This window comes from Candidatus Pseudomonas auctus, assembly GCF_048654275.1.
In the GTDB taxonomy this organism is placed as follows: Bacteria; Pseudomonadota; Gammaproteobacteria; order Pseudomonadales; family Pseudomonadaceae; genus Aquipseudomonas; species Aquipseudomonas pharyngis.
In genome coordinates this window covers 319,302-341,762 of the sequence record NZ_JBJYZK010000002.1, presented here as the reverse complement: position 1 = coordinate 341,762, position 22,461 = coordinate 319,302, and the positions used below count along the sequence as shown (strand labels likewise).

General features: G+C 63.2%; 20 protein-coding genes. 19 read left to right on the top strand and 1 reads right to left on the bottom strand.

Going from position 1 to position 22,461, the window contains the following annotated elements:
* Nucleotides 1–194 precede the first annotated feature (194 nt).
* From ACKUG4_RS05130 to trxC, 4 genes are all read left to right on the top strand, one after another.
* Nucleotides 195–1,937, top strand: coding sequence for a potassium/proton antiporter (locus tag ACKUG4_RS05130; protein WP_445433575.1), 1,743 nt, complete (start codon nucleotides 195–197; stop codon nucleotides 1,935–1,937).
* 34 nt (nucleotides 1,938–1,971) lie between these two features.
* Complete coding sequence (gene mscK / locus ACKUG4_RS05125) at nucleotides 1,972–5,325, top strand: mechanosensitive channel MscK (RefSeq protein WP_039766495.1); 3,354 nt, start codon at nucleotides 1,972–1,974, stop codon at nucleotides 5,323–5,325.
* A gap of 48 nt (nucleotides 5,326–5,373) precedes the next feature.
* Nucleotides 5,374–6,837 (top strand): protein adenylyltransferase SelO, encoded by a 1,464-nt coding sequence (gene selO, locus ACKUG4_RS05120; protein ID WP_445433574.1) that lies wholly within the window; start codon nucleotides 5,374–5,376, stop codon nucleotides 6,835–6,837.
* A gap of 81 nt (nucleotides 6,838–6,918) precedes the next feature.
* On the top strand, nucleotides 6,919–7,353 hold the full coding sequence (trxC, locus tag ACKUG4_RS05115) for a thioredoxin TrxC (protein WP_064592954.1): 435 nt from the start codon (nucleotides 6,919–6,921) through the stop codon (nucleotides 7,351–7,353).
* Between the two features lie 7 nt (nucleotides 7,354–7,360).
* On the opposite strand, the gene ACKUG4_RS05110 is transcribed toward trxC, so the two are convergent.
* Complete coding sequence (locus ACKUG4_RS05110; protein ID WP_007952339.1) at nucleotides 7,361–8,131, bottom strand: ParA family protein; 771 nt, start codon at nucleotides 8,129–8,131, stop codon at nucleotides 7,361–7,363.
* 369 nt (nucleotides 8,132–8,500) lie between these two features.
* Here ACKUG4_RS05110 and ACKUG4_RS05105 point away from each other — a divergent pair, with 369 nt between their 5' ends.
* From ACKUG4_RS05105 to ACKUG4_RS05035, 15 genes are read left to right on the top strand one after another with little or no spacing between them, the layout of a single operon-like run.
* Nucleotides 8,501–9,226, top strand: coding sequence for a beta-ketoacyl synthase chain length factor (locus tag ACKUG4_RS05105; RefSeq protein WP_064592952.1), 726 nt, complete (start codon nucleotides 8,501–8,503; stop codon nucleotides 9,224–9,226).
* On the top strand, nucleotides 9,202–10,011 hold the full coding sequence (locus ACKUG4_RS05100) for a lysophospholipid acyltransferase family protein (RefSeq protein WP_064592950.1): 810 nt from the start codon (nucleotides 9,202–9,204) through the stop codon (nucleotides 10,009–10,011). The genes ACKUG4_RS05105 and ACKUG4_RS05100 overlap by 25 nt, the downstream gene beginning before the upstream one ends.
* Nucleotides 9,992–10,252, top strand: a complete 261-nt coding sequence (locus ACKUG4_RS05095; protein ID WP_064592948.1) for a phosphopantetheine-binding protein — start codon at nucleotides 9,992–9,994, stop codon at nucleotides 10,250–10,252. Before ACKUG4_RS05100 ends, ACKUG4_RS05095 begins: the two co-directional genes overlap by 20 nt.
* Nucleotides 10,253–10,261: 9 nt before the next feature.
* A complete protein-coding gene (locus ACKUG4_RS05090) occupies nucleotides 10,262–10,516 on the top strand; it encodes an acyl carrier protein (RefSeq protein ID WP_007947135.1) in 255 nt (84 codons plus the stop codon).
* Entirely contained in the window at nucleotides 10,513–11,058 is a 546-nt protein-coding gene (locus ACKUG4_RS05085; RefSeq protein ID WP_011332105.1) for a COG4648 family protein, read from the top strand. The genes ACKUG4_RS05090 and ACKUG4_RS05085 overlap by 4 nt, the downstream gene beginning before the upstream one ends.
* The gene (locus ACKUG4_RS05080) at nucleotides 11,055–12,734 is read left to right on the top strand and encodes an ApeI family dehydratase (protein ID WP_445433573.1); all 1,680 of its coding nucleotides are present in this window, start codon (nucleotides 11,055–11,057) and stop codon (nucleotides 12,732–12,734) included. Before ACKUG4_RS05085 ends, ACKUG4_RS05080 begins: the two co-directional genes overlap by 4 nt.
* Nucleotides 12,727–13,461, top strand: a complete 735-nt coding sequence (locus tag ACKUG4_RS05075; RefSeq protein ID WP_007952349.1) for a glycosyltransferase family 2 protein — start codon at nucleotides 12,727–12,729, stop codon at nucleotides 13,459–13,461. Before ACKUG4_RS05080 ends, ACKUG4_RS05075 begins: the two co-directional genes overlap by 8 nt.
* Nucleotides 13,458–14,405 carry a lysophospholipid acyltransferase family protein gene (locus tag ACKUG4_RS05070; protein WP_445433572.1) on the top strand — a complete coding sequence of 316 codons (948 nt, stop codon included), beginning with the start codon at nucleotides 13,458–13,460 and terminating at the stop codon, nucleotides 14,403–14,405. Before ACKUG4_RS05075 ends, ACKUG4_RS05070 begins: the two co-directional genes overlap by 4 nt.
* Nucleotides 14,386–15,930: an HAL/PAL/TAL family ammonia-lyase gene (locus tag ACKUG4_RS05065; RefSeq protein WP_445433571.1), complete on the top strand. Its 1,545-nt coding sequence runs from the start codon at nucleotides 14,386–14,388 to the stop codon at nucleotides 15,928–15,930. Before ACKUG4_RS05070 ends, ACKUG4_RS05065 begins: the two co-directional genes overlap by 20 nt.
* On the top strand, nucleotides 15,923–16,348 hold the full coding sequence (locus tag ACKUG4_RS05060) for an acyl-CoA thioesterase (RefSeq protein ID WP_064592936.1): 426 nt from the start codon (nucleotides 15,923–15,925) through the stop codon (nucleotides 16,346–16,348). The genes ACKUG4_RS05065 and ACKUG4_RS05060 overlap by 8 nt, the downstream gene beginning before the upstream one ends.
* Entirely contained in the window at nucleotides 16,345–16,947 is a 603-nt protein-coding gene (locus tag ACKUG4_RS05055; RefSeq protein ID WP_064592934.1) for an outer membrane lipoprotein carrier protein LolA, read from the top strand. Before ACKUG4_RS05060 ends, ACKUG4_RS05055 begins: the two co-directional genes overlap by 4 nt.
* The gene (locus ACKUG4_RS05050) at nucleotides 16,931–19,270 is read left to right on the top strand and encodes an MMPL family transporter (protein ID WP_445433570.1); all 2,340 of its coding nucleotides are present in this window, start codon (nucleotides 16,931–16,933) and stop codon (nucleotides 19,268–19,270) included. Before ACKUG4_RS05055 ends, ACKUG4_RS05050 begins: the two co-directional genes overlap by 17 nt.
* Complete coding sequence (locus tag ACKUG4_RS05045) at nucleotides 19,267–20,427, top strand: cation:proton antiporter (RefSeq protein WP_445433569.1); 1,161 nt, start codon at nucleotides 19,267–19,269, stop codon at nucleotides 20,425–20,427. The genes ACKUG4_RS05050 and ACKUG4_RS05045 overlap by 4 nt, the downstream gene beginning before the upstream one ends.
* Complete coding sequence (locus ACKUG4_RS05040; RefSeq protein WP_445433568.1) at nucleotides 20,414–21,661, top strand: NAD(P)/FAD-dependent oxidoreductase; 1,248 nt, start codon at nucleotides 20,414–20,416, stop codon at nucleotides 21,659–21,661. The genes ACKUG4_RS05045 and ACKUG4_RS05040 overlap by 14 nt, the downstream gene beginning before the upstream one ends.
* Entirely contained in the window at nucleotides 21,658–22,383 is a 726-nt protein-coding gene (locus ACKUG4_RS05035) for a class I SAM-dependent methyltransferase (protein ID WP_445433567.1), read from the top strand. Before ACKUG4_RS05040 ends, ACKUG4_RS05035 begins: the two co-directional genes overlap by 4 nt.
* Nucleotides 22,384–22,461 lie beyond the last annotated feature (78 nt).

Below are 22,461 nucleotides of genomic sequence, written 5' to 3'. Positions count from 1 at the left end.
AAACGCCGCGATCAGTCCCCTCTCCCTCCGGGAGAGGGTTAGGGTGAGGGCAGCGGTCTGAAGCCAGGCACAACCGCTAATGACTCCGCCGCAAAAAGCTTTTTGACAGCATCACATTTCAACAGGTTAGAATCGCTGGCACGCAGACTGCATGGTCAGTTTGTGCCCGTCTTTCCGCTTCTGGAGTACTGCCTTTGAATGCGACGACCATCAACAGCCTGTTCTTGATCGGCGCGTTGCTGGTAGGCGCAAGTATTCTTGTCAGCTCCCTGTCTTCCCGTCTCGGCATCCCGATTCTGGTGATCATCCTCGCGGTCGGCATGGCTGCCGGGGTCGATGGCGGCGGGATCATTTTCGATAACTACCCGACGGCTTATCTGGTCGGCAACCTCGCGCTGGCGGTGATCCTGCTCGACGGCGGCTTGCGCACCCGGGTGTCCAGTTTCCGCGTGGCGTTGTGGCCGGCCTTGTCGCTGGCCACGGTCGGCGTTCTTATCACCACCGGCCTCACCGGCATGGCCGCCGCCTGGCTGTTCGACCTCAATCTGATTCAAGGCCTGCTGATCGGCGCCATCGTCGGTTCCACGGACGCCGCGGCGGTGTTCTCGCTGCTCGGCGGCAAGGGCCTGAACGAGCGGGTGACCGCCAGCCTGGAAATCGAATCCGGCAGCAACGACCCGATGGCGGTGTTCCTCACCGTGACCCTGATCGACATGCTCGCCAGCGGCCAGACCGGCCTGCACTGGAGCCTGTTGACCCACCTGATCCGCGAGTTCGGCATTGGCGGTGTGATCGGTCTGGGCGGTGGCTGGCTGATGCTGCAACTGGTCAACCGGATCAATCTCGCCGCCGGTCTGTATCCGATTCTGGTGATCGCCGGCGGTCTGGTGGTGTTCGCCCTGACCAACGCCCTGCACGGCAGCGGCTTCCTCGCCGTGTACCTGTGCGGTCTGGTGATCGGCAACCGCCCGGTGCGCAGCCGTCACGGCATTCTGCACATGCTCGACGGCATGGCGTGGCTGGCGCAGATCGGCATGTTCCTGGTGCTGGGGCTGCTGGTCACCCCGCATGATTTGCTGCCGATCGCCCTGCCGGCGCTGGGTCTGGCGCTGTGGATGATTCTGTTCGCACGGCCGCTGTCGGTGCTGGTCGGGCTGTTGCCCTTCAAGGCTTTCCATGGCCGCGAAAAAGCCTTCATTTCCTGGGTTGGCCTGCGTGGCGCGGTACCGATCATTCTGGCGGTGTTCCCGCTGATGGCCGGGCTGCCGAATGCACAGCTGTATTTCAACCTCGCCTTCTTTATCGTGCTGGTGTCGCTGCTGGTGCAGGGCACGAGCCTGCCGTGGGTGGCCAAGCTGCTGAAGGTGACCGTACCGCCGGAGCCGGCGCCGATCTCCCGCGCCGCCCTCGAAGTGCACGTCACCAGCGAGTGGGAGCTGTTCGTCTACAAGCTCGGCGCGGAAAAATGGTGCATCGGTTCGCCCCTGCGCGAACTGAAAATGCCCGAAGGCACCCGTATCGCCGCCCTGTTTCGCGGCCAGCAACTGCTCCATCCGTCGGGTAGTACGGTGCTGGAAGTCGATGATTTGCTGTGTGTTATCGGCCATGAACACAACCTTCCGGCCCTCGGAAAACTGTTCAGCCAGGCGCCGCAACGCGGCCTCGATCTGCGCTTCTTCGGCGACTTCGTACTCGAAGGAGACGCCCAGCTCAAAGCGGTTGCCGCCCTGTACGGCCTGCCCGCCGAAGGCATCGATCCGGACATGACCCTCGGCCACTTCATTGCCCAGAAAGTCGGCGGTGCACCGATCGTTGGCGACCAGGTGGAATGGAACAGCACCCACTGGACGGTTGCGGTCATGGACGGGAACAAGATCGCCAAAGTGGGCGTCAGATTCCCCGAAGGAAGTCGCCCGGGCCCCGGACTCTTCCTCTAAACTGCGTCCACTCTCACTTGCTTGACCGGTCTCTATGCCTACCCTGCGCTCCTTTTTCCTCGCGGCCCTGCTGGGCCTGAGTCTTTCCGTCGGCCCGCTGCAAGCCGCCGAACCACCGTCCAGCGACGCCGTGCAGGCCAGCCTGGACAAGCTCACCGACAGCAAACTGCCCGAGGCCGACAAGAAGGCCCTGCAGACGGTCCTGCAAAACACGCTGAACCAGCTCAACAACCGGCGTGATTACGAGCAGAAGCTGATCGACCTCAAGCAGCAGTTGGCCACTGCGCCGAAGCAGACCATCGAGAATTCGCGCGAACTGACCCGCCTCAAGGCCAGCGCCGTGGTACCGGTAGCACAGCGCTTCCCCAAGGAAAACATCCAGCAGCTGGAGCAGATGCTCACCGAGCGCTCGACCCAGCAAAGCGATCTGCAAAAAGCCCTGGCCGACGCCAATAGCCTGATCATCACCGCCCAGACCCGTCCCGAGCGCGCCCAGGCCGAGATTTCCAGCAGCCAGACGCGCATCCAGCAGATCAACAACATCCTCAAGACCGGCAAGGACGCCGGCAAAACCGTCAGCGCTGAGCAGCGCGACCTGCTCAACGCCGAACTGGCCGCCTTGAACGCGCTGATCCCGCTGCGCCGTCAGGAACTGGCCGGCAACAACCAGTTGCAGGATTTGGGCAACAGTCAGCATGACCTGCTCTCGGAAAAGTCCGACCGTCTGGATCGCGAGATCCAGGAACTGCAAACCCTGATCAACCAGAAGCGCTTGACCCTGTCGCAGGAAACCGTGACGCAGCAGTCGATCGAGGCCCAAAAGTCCGGCAGCAGCGCCCTGCTCGCCACGGAAAGCGCGGCCAACCTCAAGCTCTCCGACTACCTGCTCAAAAGCACCGACCGTCTCAACGAACTCACCCAGCAGAACCTGCAGACCAAGCAGCAACTGGACAGCGTGACCCAGAGCGATTCGGCCCTCGACGAGCAGATCAACGTGCTCAAGGGCAGCCTGCTGCTGTCGAAGATTCTCTATAAGCAGAAGCAAGCGCTGCCGCGCCTCAAGGTCGACCGCGATCTGGCGGACCAGATCGCCGACATTCGCCTGTACCAGTTCGAAATCAACCAACAGCGTGAACAGCTGAGCAATCCGGCGACTTACGTCGACAACCTGCTGTCCACCCAGCCGCCGGAGCAAGTCACGCCACAACTGCGCAAGAGTCTGCTGGAGCTGGCCAACACTCGCGTTGATCTGCTGGAACGGCTAAGCCGCGAACTGAGCGCGATGCTCAACGAGTCGATCACCCTGCAACTGAACCAGAAGCAACTGCTGAGCACCGCGCAAAGCCTGCGCGCAACTCTCGACGAGCAGATGTTCTGGATCCCGAGCAACAAGCCGCTGGACACCGAATGGATGCGCGGCGTGCCGGAGCGCCTGAAGCGTCAGATCGACACCTTGCCGCTGGCCTCGAGCCTCAGCGAACTGACCGACGGCCTGACCCAGCGACCGCTGTTGTTCCTGCCGCTGGCGCTGCTGATCGGCGCGCTACTGTGGCGGCGCAAGCAACTCTATTCGCGCCTGAACAAGGTTCACCAGGACATCGGTCACTTCAAGCGTGACAGTCAGTGGCACACGCCGCAGGCGATCCTGATCAATATTCTGCTGGCGATGCCGGTGGCGCTGGGCCTGGCCCTGTGCGGACTGGCGTTGCAGATCGACGCCCGTGGGCAGAACGCGAACATGGGCGCGGCGCTGCTGCAAATGGCCCAGGCGTGGCTGGTGTTCTACACCGCTTACCGGATCCTCGCGCCGGGCGGCGTTGCCGAACTGCATTTCCGCTGGGAAAAGCCGCAGGTCGAATTCCTGCAAGGCTGGGTGCGTCGCCTCGGACTGGTGGTCATGGCGCTGGTGGCCGTGGTGGCGGTCGCCGAACTGCAACCGGCGGCGCTGGCCGACGATGTACTGGGCATGCCGGTTGTGCTGACCTGCTACGCCCTGATGGCGTGGCTGCTCAGCCGTCTGCTGATCAGCAGCCCGACCCACGAAAACGCCTCGCTGTTTCGCAAGGCCGTGGGCGTGATGTTTACCCTGCTGCCCATCGCGCTGTTCGTCGCCGTGTGCTTCGGCTACTACTACACCGCGCTGAAGCTCAGCGACCGCTTGATCAACACGTTGTACCTGCTGATGTTCTGGTTGGTGATCGAAGCGACCTTCGTCCGTGGCCTCGCGGTCGCGGCACGCCGTCTGGCCTACCAGCGCGCCCTGGCCAAACGTCAGGCAGCGAAGGAAGCCGGCGACGGCGAAGCGGTGATCGAAGAGCCGACCCTGGACATCGAAAAGGTCAACGAACAGTCCCTGCGCCTGATCCGCCTCGCACTGCTCGGCGGTTTCATCGCCGCGCTGTACTGGGTCTGGGCCGACCTGATCACCGTATTCTCGTATCTCGACAACATCACCCTCTACGAATACACCAGCGGCACCGGCGCCAACATGAGCATGGTGCCGATCAGCATCGGCGACATGCTCGGCGCGCTGATCATCATCGGCATCACCTTTGCGCTCGCCCGCAACTTGCCGGGCCTGCTTGAAGTGTTCGTGCTGTCGAAACTCAATCTGGCCCAGGGCAGTGCCTACGCGACGACCACGCTGCTGTCGTACGTGATCGCCGGGGTCGGTTTCGTCTCCACCCTGTCGACCCTCGGCGTCAGCTGGGACAAGTTGCAATGGCTGGTGGCCGCCCTGTCGGTGGGCCTCGGTTTCGGCATGCAGGAGATCTTCGCGAACTTCATCTCCGGCATCATGATCCTGTTCGAACGCCCGGTGCGGATCGGCGACACCATCACCATCGGCAATCTCTCGGGCACGGTGAGCAAGATCCGCATCCGTGCCACGACCATCACCGACTTCGACCGCAAGGACATTATTGTCCCGAACAAGACGTTCATTACCGGGCAACTGATCAACTGGTCGCTGACCGACACCATCACCCGGGTGACCCTGAAACTGGGCGTCGATTACGGTTCGGATCTGGATCTGGTCAAGGAACTGCTGCTCAAGGCCGCCCGGGAAAACCCGCGCGTGCTCAAGGAACCCGAGCCGCATGTGTACTTCCTCAATTTCGGCGAAAGCACCCTCGACCACGAACTGCGGATGCATGTGCGTGATCTCGGCGACCGCAACCCGGTACTCGACGAGGTCAACCGCTTCATCAACCGTGAGTTCAAGAAGCAGCACATCAACATCTCGTTCCGCCAGATGGAGGTTTACCTGAAGAACCTTCACGGCCAGGAATACAAGATGGTGCCGATCGAGCCGGAAACCAAAACCATCGTGCCGGTCAGTGACGACCAGAAACCGTTGCAGGAACCGCCGCCGGCCAAACTCGACTAACCCGGCTAATCCCAGCAGAATGCTCGGACATTCTGCTGGAGCCGGCCCTTGAAAGCCCTCGACGAACTGACCTTCGACAACCGCTTCGCCCGCCTGGGCGATGCGTTCTCGGCCCACGTGTTGCCCGAACCGATCGACAATCCGCGGCTGGTGGTGGCCAGCCCTGCGGCCCTCGCGCTGCTGGATCTCGACCCGGCGGTGGCCGACACACAGGAATTTGCCGAACTGTTCGGCGGCCACAAGCTGTGGGCCGATGCCGAGCCACGGGCGATGGTCTATTCCGGACATCAGTTCGGCGGCTATACCCCGCAACTGGGCGACGGTCGCGGTCTGTTGTTGGGCGAGGTCTACAACGCGGCCGGCGAGCACTGGGACCTGCATCTGAAGGGCGCCGGGCAGACACCGTTCTCGCGCATGGGCGATGGTCGTGCGGTGCTGCGTTCGTCGATCCGCGAGTTTCTCGCTTCCGAAGCGCTGCATGCGCTGAACATCCCGTCTTCGCGCGCCGCCTGCGTGATCGGCTCCGACACCCCGGTCTGGCGTGAGAAACAGGAACGCGCCGCGATGGTGCTGCGCCTGGCGCCGAGCCACATCCGTTTCGGCCACTTCGAATACTTCTATTACACCAAGCGTCCCGAACAGCAGAAGCAACTCGGCGAACACGTGTTGGCGATGCACTACCCCGAGTGCCTGGAGCAGCCGGAACCGTATCTGGCGATGTTCCGCGAGATCGTCGAGCGCAACGCCGAACTGATCGCCAAGTGGCAGGCGTACGGCTTCTGCCACGGGGTGATGAACACCGACAACATGTCGATGCTCGGCATCACCTTCGACTTCGGCCCGTTCGCCTTCCTCGACGATTTCGATGCAAACTTCATCTGTAACCACTCCGACGACCAGGGCCGCTATTCCTTCAGCAATCAGGTGCCGGTCGGCCAGTGGAACCTCAGCGCCCTGGCCCAGGCCCTGACGCCGTTCATCAGCGTTGAAGCCCTGCGCGAAACCCTCGGCCTGTACCTGCCGCTGTTCCAGGCGCACTACCTCGACCTGATGCGCCGCCGCTTCGGCTTCACCACCGCCGAGGACGACGACCAGCAACTGTTGGAACAACTGCTGCAACTGATGCAGAACAGCGGCGTCGACTACACGCTGTTCTTCCGTCGTCTGGGCGAACAGTCAGCCGAACAGGCCGTCGCTCGCCTGCGCGATGACTTCGTCGATATCAAGGGTTTCGATGCCTGGGGCGAGCGCTATGTCGCCCGCGTCGCACGCGATGCCGCGACCGATCAGGAACAGCGCCGTGCGCGCATGCATGCGGTGAATCCGCTGTACATCCTGCGCAACTACCTGGCGCAGAAGGCAATCGATGCTGCCGAGCAGGGTGACTATTCAGAAGTGCGCCGATTGCACGCGGTGCTGAGCAATCCATTCGAGGAACAACCTGGAATGGAGAGTTACGCGCAACGGCCGCCGGAGTGGGGCAAGCATCTGGAGATCAGTTGCTCGTCGTAAGCGGGAACGACTGAACCTTGATAATCGATCCGTACGGCTCCAGATCAGTCGTACGATCCCGTTTTATCCATTGAGCTGATCATGACCGACCCACTCCTCATCCCCTGCCCCTCCTGCAACGGCCTCAACCGCATCCCCGCCGAGCGCCTCAACGACCACCCGAAGTGCGGGCGCTGCAAGTCCGAGGTGCTGTTGAACAAGCCGTTCGAACTCAAGCAAGGCGATTACGCCAGTCAGATCAAGGGTGATCTGCCGTTACTGGTGGACGTATGGGCGGACTGGTGTGGGCCGTGCAAGTCGTTTGCGCCGGTGTTCGAGCAGGCGGCTGCGCAGTTGGCGGGCAAGTGCCGGCTGGCCAAGCTGGATAGCGAGGCCAATCAGCAGTTGTCGGCGCAGTTGGGGATTCGTTCGATTCCGAGCCTGATTCTGTTCCGTAACGGCCGGGAAGTGGCCCGTCAGAGCGGGGCCTTCCCGTTGCCGCAGTTGATGGCCTGGCTGCGCAGCCAGGGCATCTGACAAGGCTTCAGGCGTCTTCGAGCAGGTTATGCAGCTCGACGAACTGTTGCGTCAGCTTGTGCCGTGGGTCGAGGTGAATCAGCGGCGTGTTGGCCTGATGCGATTCGCGCATGCGCACTGAACTGGCGAGGTAGACCGGCAGCACCGGCAGGCCCTCGGCGATCAGTTCGTCGAGGATCTGCTGCGGCAGGCTGGCCCGGGCCTGGAACTGGTTGACCACAATGCCTTCGACTTCCAGGCCTTCGTTGTGGTCTTCCTTCAACTCGTCGATTTCGGCGATCAGACCGTAGAGGGCCTGACGCGAGAAGCTGTCGCAGTCGAAGGGAATCAGTACCCGATCGGCGGCAATCAGTGCCGAGACCGCATAGAAATTCAGCGCTGGCGGCGTATCCAGATAGATCCGGTCGTAATCCTCCGACAACTCGTCGAGCAGCTTTCGCAGCTTGTTGATCTTGTGTTTGGCCTCGAGCTTGGGCTGCAAGTCGGCCAGCTCGGCGGTGGCGGTAATGATGTGGAGGTTGTCGAAGGGCGTTTCGTAGATATCCGCCTGGTTCTTTTTCGAGAATGGTCCGGAAGACAGGGTCTGCTTGAAGAAATCGGCAATGCCCATCGGAATGTCATCACCCGTGAGCCCGGTCAGATACTGAGTGGAATTGGCCTGGGCATCGAGGTCGACCAACAGCGTGCGATAACCCTCGCTGGCGCTTACCGCCGCCAGATTGCAGGCAATACTGGATTTGCCCACGCCACCTTTCTGATTGAACACCACGCGCCGCATGACAAAACCTCCGTGTATCAAAGAATGACCGAGTGTAGTGGTGCCCGGTGCCGGTTCGCTACCTCGATGGACGCGGACTACAAAGTCAGGCGCAAATCTCCCAATGAATACGGCGCAAAGACACTCCTTGATTGCGGATTCGCCTGACAGACAGACACCCGACAATCTGGATAATGGCCAAGTGACAGCTCTTGCCGCGTACCATTCGGTTCATTTCGTCGTTCAAAACGTAACCAGCATTTGCTACACACTCGTCGCACCGGGATAATGCGCGCCACCCGGCGCCACGCGCCATGCCATTTCAGGCTAAATCAGCTCAGCGGCGACGTTGGCGAAACCGCGTCAACTCAGCCCGCAGGGGCGGGATAAATGTCCGTGATCAACTTCAACATCGCCCAATGGCGCGCCTGGGCTCCCGGGCTCGACAGTGTGGAAGCCTGGCAAGCCTGGAGCCGACAGCCGGTCGTGCTCGAAGGCAGCGATGCCGCACCCGATGTGTCGTTTCTGCCGGCCATGCAGCGCCGTCGTCTCAGCCGTCTGGCGCGGATGGCGTTCAGTGTCGGCTGGCCGCTGGCCGACGGTCGGGAAAATCTGCCGCTGGTGTTCGTCTCCCGGCACGGCGAAACCCCGCGCACCTTTGAAATCCTCAGCGATCTGGCCAACGAACAGCCGCTGTCGCCGACCCAGTTCAGCCTGTCGGTGCACAACGCGATCATCGGCCTGTGGTCGATCATGCGCGGCGAAACCAGCGAAATGACCGCACTCGCCGCGGCCGGCGACGGCCTCGAACACGGCATGCTCGAAGCGGCGACGTTGTTGAACGAAGGGGCCCCCGCCGTGCTGCTGGTGATCACCGAGGAACAACCGCCCGAAGCCTATTCGACGTGGATCGACGACGTACCGTTTCCCTACGCGGTCGGGCTGTTGCTCACCCCCGGTACCGACTGGCGGCTGACCCTGAACAGCGCCCCGCAAGCACGGTCAAAACCGCAGTGGCCCCACGCACTGAATCTGCTGCGAACCCTGCTCGGTCAGCAACCCCATTGCCAACATGCCTGGAAGAATCGTCTATGGACCTGGCAACGCAACCCGTGATCGGAAAAAACCGCGACGCCTATTACTGGCGTCTGCTGGCCACTGCCACCAGCTTCGCCCTGTTCGGGCTCGGTGGTCTGTGCCTGCGCCTGCTGGTATTTCCATTGCTCGGCTGCCTGCCGGGCGACGCCATTGCGCATCGCGAGCGGGCACGCCAGACCGTCAGTCGGCTGTTCTGGTTTTTCGTCCGGTTCATGGCCCGTACCGGCGTGCTGACCTACGACATCCAGGGCGCCGAACGGCTCGGCCGTCCGGGGCAGATGATCATCGCCAACCACCCGTCGCTGATCGACGTGGTATTCCTGATCGGTCTGGTGCGCGGGGCCAATTGCGTGGTGAAGAAAAGCCTGTGGGAAAACCCCTTCACCCGCGGCCCGCTGCGCAGCACCGAATACATCAGTAACGACGGCAGCATGGACATGCTCGACGCCGCCGCCGGCGCATTGCAGAGCGGGCAGACCCTGATCATTTTTCCCGAAGGCACCCGCACCCAGCCAGGTCAGGCGCCGGCCTTTCATCGGGGCGCGGCGGCCATCGCGCTACGCGGTGCGAAAATCCTCACCCCGGTGGTGATCAAGGTCAATCCGACCACCCTGACCAAAGCCGAGCCCTGGTATCGCATTCCCAGTCGCCGCGTGCACTTCAGTTTTCACGTCGGGGCCGATATAGACCCACAGACTTTCGCCGCGCAGGGCCCCCCGCCCCAGGCTTCGCGCAAGCTCAACGACTATTTGCACCAATTCTTTATCAAGGAGCTCGCCGAAGATGAGCGATCTAAACCGTGACATAAAAGAGCTGATCATCGACGCCCTGGGCCTCGAAGACATCAGCCCAGAGGACATCGGCGACGACCAGACGCTGTTCGGCGAAGGCTTGGGCCTGGACTCCGTCGACGCCCTGGAGCTCGGCCTGGCGATCCAGAAAAAGTACGGCATCAAGATCGACGCCGACGCCAAGGACACCCGCAACCATTTCACCAACGTGGCGAGCCTTGCGGCGTTCGTCACGGCAAAACAGGCAGCTTGAGACCGGACCATGCAAACTCGTGACGACATTTTCAACACCCTGCGCGATGCCCTGGTCGAGCTGTTCGAACTGGACCCGGCCCGCGTGAGCCTGGAATCCAACCTGTATCAGGATCTGGAAATCGACAGCATCGACGCCGTCGACCTGATCGATCACATCAAGCGCCAGACCGGCAAGAAAATCGCCGCCGAGGAATTCAAGTCGGTGCGCACCGTCAGCGACGTGGTCGAGGCGGTCTACCGTCTGGTTCAACCGGCCGCATGAGCCGACTGATCGGCCTCGGCCTGCTGCTGGCAGGCCTGCTTTACCCCTTTGCGGTGTATTTCGGCATGGAGCATTTCGCACCATGGCAGTTCGGCCTGCTGCTGGGCGGCCTGTGGCTGGCCCGGGCGCTGACCGGCGAACGCAAGCCCGGCAGCCTGTGGATGGCCTTTGTGGCGATCGTGTTCTGCCTGCTGCTGGCGGTGTTCGACAGCCCTTTGCTGTTGCGCTGGTACCCGGTGCTGATCAGCGGCTTCATGCTGGTGCTGTTCAGCCTGAGCCTGAAATACGGCCCGCCGATGGTCGAGCGTCTGGCGCGCCTGCGTGAACCGCAACTGCCGCCCAAGGCGATTCGTTACACCCGCCAGGTCACCGTGGCCTGGAGCGTGTTTTTCTTTTGCAACGGTTTGTGCGCCGCCCTGCTGACACTGTGGGCGCCGCTGAACTGGTGGATGTTGTACACCGGCCTGATCTCCTACGGATTGATCGGCCTGATGTTTGCCATTGAATGGCTGATACGACAACGGGTAAGAGGTCGCCCATGAATTGGATAAAACTTGAGCAGCTGTTGCTCAAGGCCCTGCCGGCGCGTGCCGTAACCAGCGCACCGGCACTCGATCACGCACAACTGCGCGAACAGGCCCTGGGCCTGGCCGCCGGTCTGCAAGCCAAGGGCGTGCAGCGTCTGGCCGTGCATCTTGAAGATGCCGCCGATCTGGCTATCGCCCTGCTCGGTGCCTGGCGCGCCGGGGTCAGCGTATTGCTGCCTTCGGATCTGCAAGCGCAAACCCGCCAGCGCTGGTCGAACGACGTCGATCTGTGGCTGACCGACCATGCCGGTGACGCTCGCCTGAGCGATCTGCAGCAACCGGCATTGCCCGCTGCCGAATTGGACCTCGACCAATGCCGCCTGAGCCTGTGCACCTCCGGCTCCAGCGGCGAGCCCAAGCGCATCGACAAATCCCTGCAGCAACTGGCCAACGAAGTCGAAGCCCTTGAGCAACTTTGGGGCGCCGATCTCAGTGAGGCCTGCATTCTTGGCAGCGTCGCCACCCAGCACATTTACGGTTTGCTGTTCCGCGTGCTGTGGCCGCTGTGCGCCGGGCGTCCGTTCCTGCGCAAGCAACTGGCCTTCCCGGAAGACCTGCAACGCGCCAGCCGCGAGCACCCGGCCTTCGCCTGGGTCGCCAGCCCGGCGCTGCTCAAACGCATGGGCGACAACCTCGACTGGCCGGCCCTGAGCGCCGTGCGCCGGGTGTTTTCCTCCGGTGGCGCACTGCCGGCAGACGCCGCGCAAAGTTTGCATCAGCGCCTGGGACAATGGCCGACAGAAATCCTCGGCAGCTCGGAAACCGGCGGCATCGCCTGGCGTCAGGGCGAATCGTTGTGGCAGCCGTTTGCCGGTGTCGAGTTGAGCCAGGACAGCGACGGCGCCCTGCTGATCGCTTCGCCTTATCTGCCCGCCGGGCATGTCGAACACACCGCCGATGCGGCACGCATTCAGGCCGATGGCCGCTTTGAATTGCTCGGACGGCTCGACCGGATCGTCAAACTCGAAGAAAAACGTATTTCTCTGCCGATGCTAGAACAGGCGCTGGTGGCCCACGACTGGGTCGCCGAAGCGCGTCTGGGCGTGGTACAGGAAAACCGCGCGTCCCTCGGCGCTCTGCTGGTGCTTAGCGAATCGGGCCTGTTTGCCCTGCGCGAACACGGTCGGCGCAGTCTGACCGAAACCCTGCGCCGTCATCTCGGCGACCACTGCGAAGCCCTGGCCCTGCCCCGCCGCTGGCGCCTGCTGCGACAGTTGCCGCTGAACTCGCAGGGCAAGTTGCCTCAGGCCGACGTCGAAGCCCTGCTGCTGGCACCACGACCGAAGGCGCCGGAGATTCTGGAACAGGCCGAAACCGAGGGCGAATGGAACCTGCAATTGAGCGTTCCGCCGGATCTGGCCTATTTCAGCGGCCACTTCCCCAAGGCCCCGGTGCTGCCCGGCGTGGTACAGGTCGAATGGGCACTGAACCTGGGTCGGCAACTGCTGAACCTGCCCGGCGCGTTCGCCGGCATGGAAGTGCTGAAGTTCCAGCAACTGGTGCGCCCGGGCGATGAAGTCCAGTTGCACCTGCGCTTCGATCCGGAACGCGGCAAGTTGTATTTCGCCTACCGCAACGAAACCGCCACCTGTTCCAGCGGGCGGATTCTGTTGGGGGCTGGCGATGCATAACCCTTGCGCCGTGATCCCGGTCTACAACCACGAAACCGCCATCGGCACGGTGGTCGACGCCCTGCTCGCCGAGGATCTGCCGTGCATCCTGGTGGACGATGCCAGCAGCAAATCCTGCGCGGCGGTGCTGGACGCACTGGCCGAGCGCGAACGGGTTCATCTGGTGCGCCTAACCGCCAACCAGGGCAAGGGCGGCGCGGTGATGACCGGTCTGCGTGAAGCGGCGCGGCTGGGTTTCAGCCATGCCTTGCAGGTCGACGCCGACGGTCAGCATGACCTGCAGGATGTCGCGCGGTTCATCGAAGAATCCCGCGCTCACCCCAAGTCGCTGATCTGCGGTTATCCGCTGTATGACGCCAGCGTGCCGAAAGGCCGTCTGTATGCGCGTTATCTGACCCACGTGATGGTGTGGATCAACACCCTGTCGCTGCAGATCCGCGATTCGATGTGCGGCTTCCGGGTGTATCCGCTGGAACCGACGCTGGGCGTGATCGACTCGGCGCGGATCGGCAAGCGCATGGATTTCGACTCGGACATTCTGGTGCGCCTGGCCTGGCGCAATCAGCCGATGCGCTGGTTGCAGACCAGCGTGCATTACCCGCTGGACGGCGTGTCGCACTTTCGCCTGTTCCACGACAACGTGCTGATCTCGAGCATGCACACGCGCCTGTTCTTTGGCATGTTGCTGCGCCTGCCCGTGATCCTCTGGCGACGGTGGCGCGCATGAACGTCGAGACCGACAAGAAGCACTGGGCCGACCGCGAAGAGCGCGGCAGTTTCCTGCTGATGAAATTCACCGCGTTCGCCGCCAAAGTCCTTGGCCGACGCCTGCTGAGCCCGTTGCTGTACGGCATCGTCCTGTACTTTTTCCTGTTCGGTCGCACCGCCCGGCGCAGTGCCTGGCAGTATCAGCAGCGCCTCGCCGACTGGAGCGGTCGCCACGAATTGCGCCCGACCCGGTGGCGGGTGTTCAGTCAGTTCATGGCATTCGCCGATTCGCTGCTCGACAAGCTCGACGTGTGGAATGGCAAGCTGAAGATCGAGCAGATCGAAATCATCGACCCGGCGCTGTTGCGCAATCAGTTGCGCGGCAGTCGCGGGCAAATGCTGGTGGGCGCACATCTGGGCAACCTCGAGGTGTGCCGGGCGCTGGCGGAGCTGGGCGAAAAGGTCACCATGAACGTGCTGGTGCACACCAAGCACGCCGAACAATTCAATCGCCTGCTGGGCGAGGCCGGGGCGACCAACCTGCGACTGATCCAGGTCAGCGAACTGGATCCGGTGATCATGCTGCAACTGCACGAACGGCTGGAGCGCGGCGAGTGGCTGGCGATTGCCGGCGACCGCGTGCCGCTGCATGGCGGGCGCAGCGTGACCGTGGACTTTCTCGGCCACCCGGCGCCGTTCCCGCAAGGGCCGTGGCTGCTGGCAGGCCTGCTGAAATGCCCGGTCAACCTGCTGATGTGCCTGAAACAGCCCGACGGCCACTATCGCCTGACCCTCGAACCCTTCGCAGACGCCGTGGTGTGGTCACGCCGCGAGCGCGAACAGGTCATTCATCAGTGGGCCACCCGCTATGCGCAACGCCTGAGTCACTATTGCCTCGAAGCACCGTGCCAATGGTTCAACTTTTACCCATTCTGGAAAACCGATGACAACGCCAACTCCTGAGCCGGTCACCTTCGGCGAACGCCCTCTGCGCATCGAAGACGTGTTGGCCCTGGCCAACCGTCAGGCGCCCGTGCAGTTGCAGAGCGACGCGCCTTATCGCGAACGCATCGCCAAGGGCGCGCGGTTCCTCGACTCGCTGCTGGACAAGGAAGGCGTGATCTATGGCGTGACCACCGGTTACGGCGATTCCTGCGTGGTCGCGGTGCCGCTGCATCACGTCGAGGCGCTGCCGCGTCATCTCTACACCTTCCATGGTTGCGGGCTGGGCAAACTGCTCGACGCCCAGGCCACCCGCGCGGTGCTGGCGGCGCGTTTGCAGTCGCTGTGCCACGGCGTGTCCGGGGTGCGCATAGAACTGCTGGAACGCCTGCATGCGTTTCTTGAACACGACATTCTGCCGCTGATCCCCGAAGAGGGTTCGGTGGGCGCCAGCGGCGATCTGACGCCGCTGTCCTACGTCGCCGCAACCCTGTCCGGCGAGCGTGAAGTGATGTTCCGTGGCGAGCGCCGCCAGGCTGCCGATGTGCATCGCGAACTGGGCTGGACACCATTGGTGCTGCGTCCGAAAGAAGCGCTGGCACTGATGAACGGCACCGCCGTAATGACCGGCCTCGCCTGCCTGGCCTATGCCCGCGCCGATTACCTGCTGCAACTGGCCACTCGCATCACCGCGCTGAACGTGGTGGCGCTGCAAGGTAATCCGGAGCACTTCGACGAGCGCCTGTTCGCCGCCAAGCCGCATCCGGGGCAAATGCAGGTCGCCGCGTGGCTGCGCAAGGATCTGGCGATCGACGCGCCGACCGCGCCGCTGCACCGTTTGCAGGATCGCTACTCGCTGCGCTGCGCACCGCACGTGCTCGGCGTGCTGGCCGACAGCCTGAACTGGCTGCGCTCGTTCATCGAAACCGAACTGAACAGCGCCAACGACAACCCGATCATCGACGCCGAAGCCGAGCGCGTGCTGCACGGCGGACACTTCTACGGCGGGCATATCGCGTTCGCCATGGACAGCCTGAAAAACCTCGTGGCCAACGTCGCCGACCTGCTCGACCGACAACTCGCGCTGCTGGTGGACGAACGTTACAACCACGGCTTGCCGAGCAACCTGTCCGGCGCCAGCGCCGACCGCGCGATGCTCAACCACGGCTTCAAGGCCGTGCAGATCGGCGCCAGCGCCTGGACTGCCGAAGCGTTGAAAAACACCATGCCGGCCAGCGTGTTCTCGCGTTCCACCGAGTGCCACAACCAGGACAAGGTGAGCATGGGCACCATCGCCGCCCGCGACGCCATTCGCGTGCTGGAGCTGACCGAACAGGTCGCCGCCGCCACGCTGCTCGCGGCCAATCAAGGCGTATGGCTGCGTAGCCGCGATGAAGATGCACGACCACTGCCGCCATCGCTGGCCGCCATGCATGAACAACTGGCCCAGGACTTCCCGCCGGTGATCGAAGACCGCGCCCTGGAAAGCGAATTGCGCCTGTGCCTGCAACGCATCGCCGAGCAACACTGGAGGCTGCATGCGTAGTGCCGGAGTGCTTCACGCCGATACAGAAATCCTCGTGCCGTTCTTTGACGTCGACACCATGCACGTCGTCTGGCACGGCCATTACGTGAAATACCTGGAAGTGGCGCGTTGCGCATTGCTCGACAAGATCGGCCACAACTACAACCAGATGGTCGACTCGGGCTATGCCTGGCCGGTGATCGACCTGCAACTGCGCTACGTGCGCGGCGCAGTGTTCGGCCAGCGGCTGAACGTGCGCGCCAGTCTGGTGGAGTGGGAAAACCGCCTGAAGATTAACTACCTCATCACCGACGCCGAGACCGGCGAGCGCCTGACCCGCGCCAGCTCGGTGCAGGTCGCCGTCGAAGTGAGCAGCCGCGAGATGCAACTGGCTTCGCCAAAAGTCTTCACCGATGCCGTGGAAAGGATGCTGCGATGAATGTGTGGTTGAAATCCCTTGGGGCCCTGGCGCTACTGACGCTGTCGTCGCTGGCCAACGCCTTCGATCTGCAACAGTTGAGCGAGCAACTGGCGAAACCGGACGTGATCCACGGCCAGTTCACCCAGGAAAAACACCTGCGCGCCCTGCCCCAGCCGCTGATCAGCAAGGGCAGCTTCGTGCTGGCGAAAAACCACGGCCTGCTGTGGCTGCTGAAAACCCCGCTGCAACAGGATTACCGGATCAGCGCCAAGGGTATCGCCCGGCGTGATGCCACCGGCTGGCAACTGCTGCCGAACAAGAGCGCCGGGGCCGAGCAGAACCGCTTGTTCCTGGCGGTACTGCAAGGCGACAGCAGCGGTCTGCAACGGGATTTCGAACTGGCCCTGAGCGGCGATGCGCAGCAATGGCAACTGACCCTGACCCCGCGCTCGGTGCTGCTCAAGCAGGTCTTCAACCAGATCAACATCAGCGGCGGCACGTTGGTGAACACCATCGAACTGCTGGAAACCCAGGGCGACAGCACCGTGCTGCGCATGCAGGACAGCACTGCCGGCCAACCTCTGAGCGACGCGGAGCAACATGACTTTGCCGAGTGAACGCAGGCTGCCCTGGCTGTTCCTGATCCTGCTGCTGGCCGTCGTCGCACTCGGCGCCTGGCAGTGGCGCAACGGTGCGCCGCTGTCGGCCAACCTGATGGAACTGGTGCCCGGCACCCACCCGGACGCCCTCGAACTGCGCGCCGAACAACGCATGCAGGAACCGCTCAACCGCGACATGCTGGTGCTGGTCGGCCACGCCGATCGCCAGCAAGCCGTCGCCATGGCCCAGACCCTGGGCGAGCAATGGCAGGCCAGCGGGCTGTTCGAAAAGGTCCAGTGGAACCTGCAAGCCGATCTGCCGGCCCTGCGCACGCAACTGCTGCAAGGACGGCTGGCGATGCTCTCGGCGGATGACCGACAACTGCTGATCGAACATCCCGACGCCTTTATCCAGCAACGGGTACAGGCGCTGTTCGACCCGTTCACCGGGTTCAGTCTGGTGCCGAGCCAGGACGACTGGCTGGGCCTGACCGGACGCATCCAGAACAGCCAGCCGCAACATGGCGCGGTGCAACTGGACATCGGCAGCGGCGCGTTGATCGCCGACGCCGATGGCAAGAGCTGGGTGCTGCTGCGCGCACGCACCACCGGCAGCGCCTTCGACATGAATCAACCGCTGCAAGTCGCCGCCCTGTTGCAACACAGCCGTGAGCAAGCGGCTCGCGCGGACGTGCAATTGCTGGCCGCCAGCGGCCTGCTGTACGCCGCCAACGGTCAGCAGCAGGCGACCCGGGAAATGACCTGGGTCGGCGGCGGCGCCACCATCGGCATCCTGTTGCTGTTGCTGCTCGCCTTCCGCCGCTGGCGGGTGCTGCTGGCATTCATTCCGGTGCTGGTGGGCATGCTGTTCGGTGCAGTGGCTTGTGTGGCGCTGTTCGGGCACATGCACGTGATGACGCTTGTGCTTGGTTCCAGCCTGATCGGCGTGGCAGTGGATTACCCGCTGCACTACCTGTCCAAGAGCTGGAGCCTCAAGCCATGGCACAGCTGGCCGGCGTTGCGCCTGACCCTGTCCGGGCTGACATTGAGCCTGATCACCAGCGCCATCGGTTACCTGGCGCTGGCCTGGACGCCCTTCCCGGCCCTGACCCAAATCGCCGTGTTCTCCGCCGCCGGTTTGCTCGGCGCCTACCTGTCGGCGGTGTGCCTGTTGCCGGCGCTGCTGAAAAACGTCGAACTGCGCCCGGCGCAATGGCCGCTGCAACTGGCCGAGCGTCTGGTGCGGCTGCGGGAAAACCTGCTCGAACACGTCAGGACGCCGGTGTTGCTGGCCCTGCTGATCGCCTTCTGCGTCGGCGGCCTGCTGCAACTGGAGAGCAAGAACGACATTCGCCAGTGGGTCGGCGCGCCGCAACGCCTGACCGATGAAGCGCAGACCATCGCGCGGATTACCGGCTATCAGCCGACCAGCCAATTCTTCCTGGTGCGCGCCGCCGATCAGCAGCAATTGCTGGAGCGGCAAGCGGCCCTGAGCGAGCGGCTGGATCAACTGGTCAACCTCGACAAGTTGCAGGGTTATCTGGCACTTAATCAATTGGTCAGCCCGCCGGCTCAGCAGCAACAGGTGCGGGAAGCGCTGAGCAAGTTGCCGCAATTCTGGCAGCCGTTGCTGGAGGTCGGCGTACCGCTGGCGGCGCTGCAAACCGAACTGCAACAGTTGCAGGCCCTGCCCGCCGAGGACATCGATGCGGCGCTGGCCGGCCCGCTCGGCGAGCCCTACCGAACGCTGTGGCTCGGCCCGACCGAGGATGGCGTGGTGGCGATGGTCAGCCTGCAAGGCCTGAACAATCCTTCGCTGCTGCGGGTGCAGGCGCTGGATCTGCCGGGGGTGATGCTGGTGGATCGGCTCGGCGATCTGAACAAGGTGTTCGCCCAGACCCAGATCAGCGCCGCGGAACTGAAACTCGCGTCCTGCGTGTTGATCGTGCTGGTGCTGATGCTGCCGTTCGGTCTCGGTGGCGCCCTGCGAATCGTTGCTCTACCGCTGCTCGCTGCGTTGTGCAGCCTGGCCAGCCTGGGCTGGCTCGGTCAGCCGCTGACCCTGTTCAGCCTGTTCGGCCTGTTGCTGGTAACGGCGATCAGCGTCGACTACGCGATCCTCATGCGCGAACAGGTCGGCGGCGCGGCCGTCAGCCTGCTCGGCACTTTGCTCGCAGCCGCCACCACCTGGCTGTCGTTCGGCCTGCTGGCGGTGTCGAGCACCCCGGCGGTGAGTAACTTCGGCCTGTCGGTGAGCCTCGGCCTGGCGTTCAGCTTCATGCTCGCGCCGTGGGCCGGGCGTCAGACCCATGCGGTTGCCGTCACGGAGCCTGCAGCATGATGGTGGTGATTTTCTGGCTGATGGCCCTGGCGCTGTTCTTCGTCGCCACCCGGGTCGGCCGGCATTTCGGGCTGATCCCGATCGTCAGTCAATTGCTGCTGGCCAGCTTCGGCCTGCCGCTGCTGATGTACTTCTGGATCGAACCGGGCTGGCAACTCAACGGCGCCGAACTGATCGCGCCGGGCTGGCTGAAAAACCTCTACAGCCTGAGCTTCGCCCTGTTGCTGGGGCACATCCTCAGTGACGTGATCGACCTGCGCCTGGACCGTCAGAGCGTGAAGATCGCCCTGCCGAGTTTCGCCGTGCCGTTCGCCTGCGGTCTGGCGACGGCGTACTGGCTGCTGCCGACACAACCGTGGATCAACTCGCTGGCCATCGGTCTGGTGTTCGCCATCACCGCGATCCCGGTGTTGTACCTGTACCTGCGCCACATCGACTACCCGCCCGCCGCCACCCGGCGTCTGGTGCAGACCGCGATCCTGATCGACCTGACCTGCTGGACGCTGTTCGGCCTCGCCCAGGGCAGCCTGCACCTGAGCAGTCTGTTGCTGCCGCTGGGGCTGGCCTGCGTGCCGGTGCTGCTGCGGATGTTCGGCATCCGCCGGCCATTGACCTACAGCCTCGGCTTTTTTGCGCTGCTGGTGCTGGCCGAACACTACAAACTCAACGCGCTGATTTTTGGCATCGGCTATCTGCTGTGCATGGCCGCGCTCAAGGTGCCACTGGTGTTGCCGATCCCGGCGCACTGGATGAACCGCTTGCAGACCTGGGTCGCGATTCCGCTGATCCTGACTTTCGGCATCGTCCAGATCGACGTGCACAGCGCCCTTGCCAGCCTCGGTGCCGTGCAATGGGCGGCGCTGCTGCTGTTGCCGGTCGCCAGCAAAATCCTGGGTAACTGGCTCGGCCTCGGCTGGGCCGGCGCGTCGTTCGAAGGCGCCAGCCGCTGGCGCGAGAGCGTGCTGCTGAACATTCGCGGCTTGAGCGAAATCGTCTTTCTCAACCTGCTGTTGCAACAACAACTCATCAGCCCGGCGCTGTACTTTGCGCTGATGCTGATGGGTCTGATCGCGACGCTGTTGCCGGCCTTCATCGGCCTGCACCGGGCGTCACTGAACCCTATTGCCGTACCCAGGAGCTCACGTGCCAATCGTTGAAATGGAATCCCGTCAGGTCGTGATCATCGGCGCCGGCCCCTCCGGCGCCATCGCCGCCGCATTGCTCAAGCGCAAGGGGCACGACGTGCTGGTGATCGAGCGTCAGCATTTCCCGAGGTTCTCCATCGGTGAAAGCCTGCTCTGCCATTGCCTGGATTTCGTCGAAGAGGCCGGCATGCTTGAGGCGGTGAATGCCGCCGGTTTCCAACGCAAGAACGGTGCGGCGTTCGCCTGGGGCGAGCGCTACAGCGCCTTCGATTTTGGCGACACCTTCACCGCCGGCAAGCCCACGACTCTGCAGGTGCAACGCGCCGACTTCGACAAATTGCTGGCCGATCAGGCGGCATTGCAGGGTGCGGAAATCCGCTATGGCGACGCGATTGTCAGCGTCGATTTCGAACGCCCGCGACCGTTGCTGGACGTGCGCCGCGAAGACGCCAGCGAGTACCGCGTCGAAGCCGATTTTGTCCTCGATGCCAGCGGCTACGGCCGCGTGCTGTCGCGCCTGCTCGACCTGGAAGCGCCGTCGAATTTCCCGGTTCGCCAGGCCGTGTTCACTCACGTCGAGGACCACATCGATCACCCCGGTTTCGACCGGGAAAAAATCCTCATCACCACCCACCCACAGCACCGCGATATCTGGTTCTGGTCGATCCCGTTCAGCAACGGTCGCTGCTCCGTCGGCGTGGTGGCTGCCGCTGAACATTTCGCAGGTCGTGATGCCGACCTCGACGCCTGCCTGCGCGGTTTCATCGCCGAAACCCCGAGCTTGGCCAAGGTGCTGAACAACGCCGTGTGGGACACCCCGGCGCGCACTCTCGGCGGCTATGCGGCCAACGTCAAAACCCTGCACGGCCCGGGCTTTGCGCTGCTGGGTAACGCGGCGGAATTTCTCGACCCGGTGTTCTCTTCGGGCGTGACCATCGCCATGCGTTCGGCGAGCATGGCCGCCGCTGTGCTGCATCGACAGTTGCAGGGCGAAACGGTGGACTGGCAACGGGAATTCGCCGAGCCGCTGAAACGCGGGGTCGACACTTTCCGCTGCTACGTCGAAGGCTGGTACGCCGGCACTTTCCAGGACGTGATTTTCCACGAGCAAGGCTCCCCGGAAATCCGCCGCATGATCTGCTCGATCCTCGCCGGTTACGCCTGGGACGAACGCAACCCGTTCGTCAGTGAAGCGCGCCGTCGGCTGAAGACGATCTCCGAACTCTGTGCAAGGGACGACACTTGAATTACTTGAGCGACAACTACGTCGAGGAAACCCGCTTCGGCTTCTGGTTCCTGCGCAGCCACACCTGGCAGCACCATGTGCTGCGCGTGGCAATCAACGATCTGCGCGGGCTGTTCAGCGAATCATTGCCCGCCAACCCGGTGCTGCTGGATGCCGGCTGCGGTCAGGGCAAGTCGTTCGGCCATCTGCGCCAGACCTTCGCGCCACAGCGCCTGATCGGCGTCGATGCCGACCCGCACAGCCTTGAACTGAGCGCCGCCGAGGCCGCGCGTCTGGGCTTCGACGTCGAGCTGATCGGCAGCGACTGCGCGACGCTCAATGTGCCGGACGCCAGCGTCGACCTGCTGTTTTGTCACCAGACCTTCCATCATCTGGTGGAGCAGGAAAAAGCCCTCGCCGAGTTCTATCGGGTGCTCAAGCCGGGCGGTTATCTGCTGTTCGCCGAGTCCACCGAGGCTTACATTGATACGTGGGTGATTCGCTGGCTGTTCCGGCATCCGATGCACGTGCAAAAGAGCGCGGCGCAGTACCTGGAGATGATTCGCCAACAGGGTTTCGAGTTCGCCGAACAGAACGTTTCGTACCCGTATCTGTGGTGGAGCCGGTCGAAGGATTTCGGTCTGCTCGAGCGTTTTGGATTGCACAAACCAAAACCATTCGGCCAGCGGGAAGAAACCCTGGTCAACGTGGTAGCCCGCAAACCGCTTGAAGGGATTTGCTGATGTCGCACTTTACTGGTGGGAGCGAGCCTGCTCGCGATAGCGGTGGATCAGCTGGCTTCAATGCTGGATGTTCCGACG

What these genes read in the sequence shown, in the direction of transcription:
- mscK (WP_039766495.1), top strand. Translation starts at nt 1,972, where the DNA reads ATGCCTACCCTGCGCTCCTTTTTCCTCGCGGCCCTGCTGGGCCTGAGT.
- trxC (WP_064592954.1), top strand. Translation starts at nt 6,919, where the DNA reads ATGACCGACCCACTCCTCATCCCCTGCCCCTCCTGCAACGGCCTCAAC.
- ACKUG4_RS05110 (WP_007952339.1), bottom strand. Translation starts at nt 8,131, where the DNA reads ATGCGGCGCGTGGTGTTCAATCAGAAAGGTGGCGTGGGCAAATCCAGT.
- ACKUG4_RS05105 (WP_064592952.1), top strand. Translation starts at nt 8,501, where the DNA reads ATGTCCGTGATCAACTTCAACATCGCCCAATGGCGCGCCTGGGCTCCC.
- ACKUG4_RS05100 (WP_064592950.1), top strand. Translation starts at nt 9,202, where the DNA reads ATGGACCTGGCAACGCAACCCGTGATCGGAAAAAACCGCGACGCCTAT.
- ACKUG4_RS05095 (WP_064592948.1), top strand. Translation starts at nt 9,992, where the DNA reads ATGAGCGATCTAAACCGTGACATAAAAGAGCTGATCATCGACGCCCTG.
- ACKUG4_RS05090 (WP_007947135.1), top strand. Translation starts at nt 10,262, where the DNA reads ATGCAAACTCGTGACGACATTTTCAACACCCTGCGCGATGCCCTGGTC.
- ACKUG4_RS05085 (WP_011332105.1), top strand. Translation starts at nt 10,513, where the DNA reads ATGAGCCGACTGATCGGCCTCGGCCTGCTGCTGGCAGGCCTGCTTTAC.
- ACKUG4_RS05080 (WP_445433573.1), top strand. Translation starts at nt 11,055, where the DNA reads ATGAATTGGATAAAACTTGAGCAGCTGTTGCTCAAGGCCCTGCCGGCG.
- ACKUG4_RS05075 (WP_007952349.1), top strand. Translation starts at nt 12,727, where the DNA reads ATGCATAACCCTTGCGCCGTGATCCCGGTCTACAACCACGAAACCGCC.
- ACKUG4_RS05070 (WP_445433572.1), top strand. Translation starts at nt 13,458, where the DNA reads ATGAACGTCGAGACCGACAAGAAGCACTGGGCCGACCGCGAAGAGCGC.
- ACKUG4_RS05065 (WP_445433571.1), top strand. Translation starts at nt 14,386, where the DNA reads ATGACAACGCCAACTCCTGAGCCGGTCACCTTCGGCGAACGCCCTCTG.
- ACKUG4_RS05060 (WP_064592936.1), top strand. Translation starts at nt 15,923, where the DNA reads ATGCGTAGTGCCGGAGTGCTTCACGCCGATACAGAAATCCTCGTGCCG.
- ACKUG4_RS05055 (WP_064592934.1), top strand. Translation starts at nt 16,345, where the DNA reads ATGAATGTGTGGTTGAAATCCCTTGGGGCCCTGGCGCTACTGACGCTG.
- ACKUG4_RS05050 (WP_445433570.1), top strand. Translation starts at nt 16,931, where the DNA reads ATGACTTTGCCGAGTGAACGCAGGCTGCCCTGGCTGTTCCTGATCCTG.
- ACKUG4_RS05045 (WP_445433569.1), top strand. Translation starts at nt 19,267, where the DNA reads ATGATGGTGGTGATTTTCTGGCTGATGGCCCTGGCGCTGTTCTTCGTC.